Source organism: Protofrankia sp. CiT1 (assembly GCF_917627335.1).
Lineage (GTDB): Bacteria > Actinomycetota > Actinomycetes > Frankiales > Frankiaceae > Protofrankia.
In genome coordinates, this window is the sequence record NZ_CAKJTP010000006.1 from 4,867 (window position 1) to 11,631 (window position 6,765).

General features: G+C 61.0%; 4 protein-coding genes. 1 reads left to right on the forward strand and 3 read right to left on the reverse strand.

The window, feature by feature from the left end; genetic code table 11:
• Nucleotides 1–63: 63 nt before the first annotated feature.
• The 3 genes from MJ785_RS02165 to MJ785_RS02175 form a co-directional block, all read right to left on the reverse strand.
• On the reverse strand, nt 64–1,155 hold the full coding sequence (locus MJ785_RS02165; protein WP_239312633.1) for a S9 family peptidase: 1,092 nt from the start codon (nt 1,153–1,155) through the stop codon (nt 64–66).
• Between the two features lie 95 nt (nt 1,156–1,250).
• A complete protein-coding gene (locus MJ785_RS02170) occupies nt 1,251–2,444 on the reverse strand; it encodes a hypothetical protein (protein ID WP_239376375.1) in 1,194 nt (397 codons plus the stop codon).
• A gap of 14 nt (nt 2,445–2,458) precedes the next feature.
• Complete coding sequence (locus MJ785_RS02175; protein WP_239312630.1) at nt 2,459–3,652, reverse strand: hypothetical protein; 1,194 nt, start codon at nt 3,650–3,652, stop codon at nt 2,459–2,461.
• Between the two features lie 900 nt (nt 3,653–4,552).
• Between MJ785_RS02175 and MJ785_RS02180 the strand changes: the two genes are divergently transcribed.
• Nucleotides 4,553–6,765, forward strand: a 2,213-nt coding sequence (locus MJ785_RS02180) for a bifunctional serine/threonine-protein kinase/ABC transporter substrate-binding protein (RefSeq protein WP_239379966.1), incomplete at its 3' end; no start/stop codon positions are given.

The window sequence follows — 6,765 nt, forward strand, 5'->3', positions numbered from 1 at the left end:
TTTCGCCTCACCACGAGATGTCACAACGACGGTGCATCGCGCGGGTGACCCTCAATGCCAGGTTTATCTCGCCGGGCTGGCATCGAGCGCGCGGTGGAAGAATTCGGCGGTGTCACGCCGGATCTCCACCGCGTGTCCGGTGCAGCAGTGATCGCCATCGTCGTAGATTTTCAACGTGACTTCTTGATCCTTGTGTCTTGTTTGCAGGCTGTCCCTGAGCCATTCCTTGTCCCGTATGGTTACCAGTGGGTCTTTCCTGCCATGGACGATCCGCAGCGGAACCCGCACGTTGTCGAGCAACGCCTCGTTGCGCAACGAGAAAACCGCGTCGGCTTCGGGAAGATCGTTTGGGCCGGTCACGCCCAGCACCTGACAGTACTTGCTTTTCAGGAAAAACGGCAGTTTCCGGAACCCCGCCGTGTCGACGGGTCCGCCGAGGTCGTAGACCGCACCCACCCGTGGGTCCTCGGCGGCCAGCTTGATTGCCCACAGGCCGCCCCAACTGATGCCGATGACACCGATGCGAGAAGCGTCGACCGGATATTGCTCGCTCACCGCGTCCATGGCTGCCTGGACACTTTTCGTGAAGTCCATCGACCAGGTCAGTCCCTCGAGAAAGAAGCTCTCGCCCTGGCCGGGTCCGTCGAGACAGAACACCGCGAATCCGTTGTCCTGCAGCGCGAGCTCGGTCGCGAGGTGCTCCTCCTTTGTGTCATCCATGCCGTGAATGATTATGATGAGCGGCGCGGGAACGCCACCATTGCGCGGAAGGTGCAGGTTGCCATAGCATTTGCGACCAGCCCACGGGATCTCTACCCGGTGATAGAGCTCCCCCCACGCCAACGACTCGGCCGCCAGATAGTAGTCACGGGAGCGCCGGTACGCCGTGCGTTTCACGTCGTTGATGGGGAGGCAGCCCCACTGGGTCATATGCGCCAGATAGGATAGATGGCGAAGTCCGTCGATGCGTTTCTGCGCGCTCTGGTCAGCGTCCTTTTCAACCTGGTCCGCGGCCTCGTCAAGCAGGACCGTGGCGGCGTGTGGCCAGTCGTCTATGCTGTCTATGCTGTTAAGGAAGCGCATAAGCGTCTCGTCGGAGATGGATGATGCTCGCCACCTGTTCCAGAACGGGCGGGTCACGTTCTTGACGCCCACTGTCCTGGACAGGGAACGGACGGTCCAACTTGCCACTCTGTCGACGAATCGGTAGCTTTCCGTGTCGCTGACATTCGGATTTACCAAAGTGCTCATTAGTTTTTCACACCGAATTTCATGGACTCGACCGGAGTGAGTTCGATGAGTTTCGCGCCGCGACGGACGGCGTCCTCGTCAAGCGCCGCGATCGGTTCAGGCCGCGGATCGGTTGCCATTCGTCGTTCGTTCGCGTCGATGACCTGATAAAGGTCGAACCCGTATTGGTTACGCATGATTTTGCGACCGAGTTCATTGATCATGCAGTTCGTGCTACAGGTGCCGGTATTTTTCGGTTTACTCCAGCCGATCTTTTCCAGATCGGCTATCTGTTCGTCGACTGACGGTTTGGCGACGATCTCGTAGAACGGCACCAGCGCGGTTCGGCAGGGTTGTGAATCCAGTAGTCGCGCGGCCTCGGCGTCTTTTTTCATGGCGTACGAGCGTAGCCGGGAGACGAACTTCTCGACCAGTGTGTCAACAGCTGGCAGACCACCACCGGAAAGCACCGGTGAACCATTCAGATCGAGCCGGTTCTGTCCTTTCTGCGTTCCGATGAAACAGAGTGGAATATCGTTGTCGTAGCAGAAGACCGTCGCGTGCGCGGCGATCGTCGCAAAGCACGGCCAACAAGCGGAACCATAGGTCATGGCGGAGCGGACCAAGTCACGGTCACCATCCTCGTTGACCGTGAAGCCCAGGCGGAACAACGAGTCCATCGGCCTGCGTTCGGGCTCGGCGATAATCAGCTCGATGCCGAGTCTCTCACAGAGCTTCTGTGCGTTCTTGATGGCGATCGGCGACTGGTAGCCCTGATTCAGCATCCACGCGGCAACCCGGAGGTCGCGCCGGGCCAGCTCCATCAGCATCCAGCTGGAATCCTTCCCGCCGCTGTAGAGAACCACCGCGTCGTACTTTGCTTCAGGGCGTTTCTCGGGAATGCTCGCGACGAGCTCTACCAGCCCCTTCATGGAGCCGGGCAGAACTGAAGAAAATCGGCTCGTGGCCGACGAGCCGAGGATGCGCCGCAGCCGGTCGTTATGATAGATCTGGATTATGAGGTTGAGTATCCACTTCTGATTTTTTTCGTTACCTTGTCCGTGCTCCGTTGTTCTGTTCGTTTCTGTGCAGTAGGAGCACAGGTCGCCAGCTGGGTGCGTGGACACGCCGCTGTCGGTCGCAGCGATGTACTGGTCGTAGGCGAGCGGCATCCCGCAACGTATACAGACGGAGGTGTTGATCTCAGTACTCATTATTGGCTCGCCTCTCAGGAGGATTTTTTTCCGATGGCCGCCCGCAACTTGTCGATGGGCAGCACATGCGGACCGCACTGCAGCGCTGGAATGCATAGCTTGTTCTGGTCGAATGCCGTCATGTATGCGCTGATCATTTCTGGTGTCGGTTCGCCGATGGTGGGTGTGATTCCTGGTTCCAAGGCAAATATCATGCCTTCGGTGAGGCATGACCACGCCGTGCTGCTGCCGTCTGCGCCGACTTCCGCGAAGTCGAACGGGAAGCGGGACCTGAAACCGATGCTGCGGCAGTCCACCAGGCCGGCCTCGCACGGTACGATGTCGGCCCGCTCCACGACACGCCGCCACGCGCCCTCTCGCGACCAACAGTACGGCTGACTGTCGTCAATCAGGATAGTGCCGGGGGCCACCTTGTCTATGTCCACGACGTACGCGGTGCTCACGGCACTGACGAGCACATCGGTCGAGTAGCAGGAGCTGTCCGCGGGCAGTGCGCCGGTGGCATCGGTGATTTCGAAAGAAGTTTTCAGCCCGATTGTGCGCCGAAACTCCTCGGCCAACCGATCGAGCTTACCGCTCATCTGCGGACGGTCGACCAGGACGAGTTCGCCGGGCTTCTCCTCCACCGTCGACAGCAACTGCGCGAAGGAACGCCCGATGCTGCCCACACCGATGACCGTCACCTTTTGTTCAGCGGGCCTGCGGCCAAGCTCCTCCACTGCCTTTTCGTATGTCCGCAGCACGCTGATCGAGGTGACCGCGTGCCCGGTCGTGACGACAATTCCGGCCTGTTCGGCCGGTTTCACGAGCTTGTGGCCGTACAACGAGAGCGCGCCGGTGAGACCACCGAGACAGAGCACCTTCGCACCGGTCTCGGCGGCGGCTGCGATCGCGTCGACCTCCAGGACCTGGCCGCAGCGCCTGCGGGCGGAGGCGTCGATGAGCTCGTTGGCATAGAAGGGCAAGAACAGGATGCCCACCCGCAACGCTCCGATCGTGACGATTTCACCGAAGACCGGTTTCATATGGCGCGTTAGTTGAAATCGGTCGGCCGTGCTGAGGTGGACACTCCAGGGAAACAGTCGGGGGAGATCGTTCTCGTCGCGCGGATGGGTGACAAGAACAACGTCCAACGCCCCGCTTGACTCCTTGGTTTTCCGCCATTCCGACAGAGCGTCGGGACCGATGAAACCGCTCGATTCTGACACGTCTAACCTCCTGTTTCAGGGCGGGCAAATATGGCCATCGGAAGTCTGTTGTGATCGATGCCAAGGAGGAGCCTAGCCACTGGACCGATTATGCGCATTCTCAGGTTTTCGATCAGTACGGATCGTCCTGAAAAAGAACATCCAGCGGTCCGGCAGCCTGTTTCCTGACTGGACAGATTTTCCGCGCGTTTGGATTTTTGGATTTGGCCATTTTTGCAAACGATTATTTTAGTTGGGTGATTTGTGGCTGAAGGCAATGGCCAGCGCCTCGTCCTGATCAGTTCGTGGGTGGGCGGCTGCCAGCGAGGTACTGCTACCGATATCTGGACCAATCGTCATTGGCTATGCGAAACACCCTCCGGCGGTAGCCGAGGGAGGGAGTAGCCGCTGCGCCGCACCTCGTCTGACCTAAACGCGATCGGCAATAGGGGTATGGATCAAGGAGTGGGGCTGGGGTGCGTGCATCGCGAGGCGGCGGAGGGAGCCACCGGAGGTGGTGGGTGGCGACTGACGGGCCGGGTACCCGTGCATCGCGCGGCGATGGACGGGGAGCGATGCGGCGAGGTGCGTGCCCTGGCCCCGCGACGCCGCGTCCCTATTGCCGGGCGCTCTTAGCGGTCGATTTACATCGCTGTGATGGCAGACTATGTGTGAGGTGGTGGGCGACGGGAGGATGCGGATGACGGGGCAGTGGGTGTCGGCTGCCCGCCGGCTGTCATGCTGGAGCCTGTCATGTGCGGCGGTTGGGCCGCTGTCCATGTCTTTTGTCGTCCGGCCCGCGGGAAGCTTGTGCACCGTCCGGCCCGCTGGGAGATCGTGATGCCTCCTTCGGGGTTGCTCGCGGAGGACCCGGAACGAATCGGTTCCTACGTTCTTCTTGGCCGGCTCGGTGCCGGCGGCATGGGCGTCGTCTACCGGGCGGAAGATCCGCAAGGGCTGGTGGTCGCGCTCAAGGTCATCCGATCCGATATCGCCGACGATCCCAAATTTCGGAAACTGTTCCGGCGGGAGGCCCGCAACGCCCAGCGGGTTGTGCCGTTCTGCACCGCTCCGGTACTGGATGTCAATGCCGACGCCGAGCAGCCGTATATCGTCACCGAATTTGTGGACGGTCCGACGCTCAGCGCCGTGGTCGAACGGGACGGTCCGCTTCCGGACGTCAAGCTGTACCAACTCGCGGTCATGACCGCGGTCGCGATGATCGTGATTCACGATGCCGGCATCGTGCACTGTGATCTCAAGCCGTCGAACGTGTTGCTGTCCCCGCTCGGCCCGAGGATCATTGACTTCGGGGTTGCACGTGCTGTCGACGCCACGACCGCGGCCACCCAGACAGGTGTGTTCGGGACACCTGCGTTCATGGCACCGGAGCAGATCAGGCGTTATAACAGCGTCACTCCGGCAGCGGATGTCTTTGCCTGGGGCGGCATGATTGCCTATGCGGGCACCGGCCGGCGGCCGCATGGGGACGGCAGGCCCGATGTGATGCTTTACCGGGCCGTGCACGACGAGCCGGATTTCGAGGGTTTGGACAGCAGGCTGCGCCCGCTTGTCGCGAAAGCGATGGACAAAGATCCCCAGCGCCGGCCGTCGGCGACGGACGTGCTCGTCGAGTTGTTGAGCAAACATGCGTCGGAACAGGAACTGGAAGACATCCTGACCGAGATTCGTCGCGGCCAAGTCCGTGGGACGGAGCTGGCCGCGATACTCAAGCGGCTGCTCAGCCTCGCCGCGGCGGCAGCTGAAACGACCGTCTCGGTCCTGCCCCCGCGGATCCTATCCACCGGCACGAATACGCCGATTTCGACCATGAACAACACGACTGTTCCGGATGAGAACGCGCCGCGGCCGATTCCGGTCCCACCGGCTCGTCACCAGCCGGACCAGGAAAAGGGTAAGAAGGAAGGCACGCGTAATGGCGGGCTCGGCCGGCTCCTTCACCGGCGGCGGTCCCGTCTTCTCGCGGCGGTCGGCGCGGGCGCGCTGGCGGTGGCCATCATATGGGCCTACAACCCGCCCCACCCACACTCGGTCGTGAAACCCACGTACGTGATTGGTTTCCAGGGGACGCTGACCGGTGGGAACGCGGCACTCGGCCGCAGCTCCCTCCTGGGCGCCCGGACGGCTGTCGAGCTTGCGAACCAGGACCCTGATCTCCCCTTCAGGTTGACGATGAAGGAGTCGGACGATCAGGGTTTGGCGGATAAGGGTGCTGGCGCAGCCCGGGAACTCATTGACGATCATAGTGTGGTGGCCGTCATCGGCCCCACCTTCTCCGGGCCGGCGGAGAAGAGCATATTGAGTTACTCCGGCGCCGGTCTTGTAGCAGTGAGCCCGTCGGCGACCGGGCCCGGGCTGACCTCGCTGGGCGTGGGCCCGGTGAGTACCTTCTTCCGGACAGTTTCCCCGGACACGGTGCAGGGGCCCCAGAGCGCGAAGTACATGATTTCGAAACTCAGCCCTCGTGGCGTTCTGGTGCTCTTCGATAGCAGCAACTCATACGGTACGGGTCTCGCTGATGAGCTGGTGAAACAGCTCAACCGGATCCAGCAGCAAAAGAATTTGCCTGTCACCGTGACCACCCGGGCGGCTGCCCCGGGCACTGACTACGCGAAGCTTCTCACGGATCTCAGTTCGTATAACCTGGTGTACTACGCCGGTTATACGTCGGAGTTCGTCGAGATAATCAAGATTCTCCGGCAGCGGAAATTCACGGGCACGATAATGAGTGGTGACGGGAGTAACAGTGATCTGCTGCTCACGGGAGTGGGCGGGGACGGTGCTGAAGGCGTTTATCTTACCTGCCCGTGTCGCGAAGTCGCCGAGATCGAACCGCGGAGCCAGGCGGTGCAACAGTTCGTCGACGTGTATGAAAAGATTTCTTCAGGTGCGCAGCCGGACTTCTACGCCGCCGACGCCTTCGATGCCACCAGGGTCGTCATCGACGTCCTGAAGCGCCTGCGCGGAAAGGTGAGCCGCCAATCTGTCGCCCACACCTTCGGTGATCCGAAATTTATCAGGGATTTCGAGTTTGAAGGCATAACGAAGAAAATCAAATTCGATATGAGTGGAGAGGTGCAGGGCGGTGATATTTTCATCTACCAGGTCAGGGA

What these genes read in the sequence shown, in the direction of transcription:
- MJ785_RS02170 (WP_239376375.1), bottom strand. Translation starts at nt 2,444, where the DNA reads ATGAGTACTGAGATCAACACCTCCGTCTGTATACGTTGCGGGATGCCG.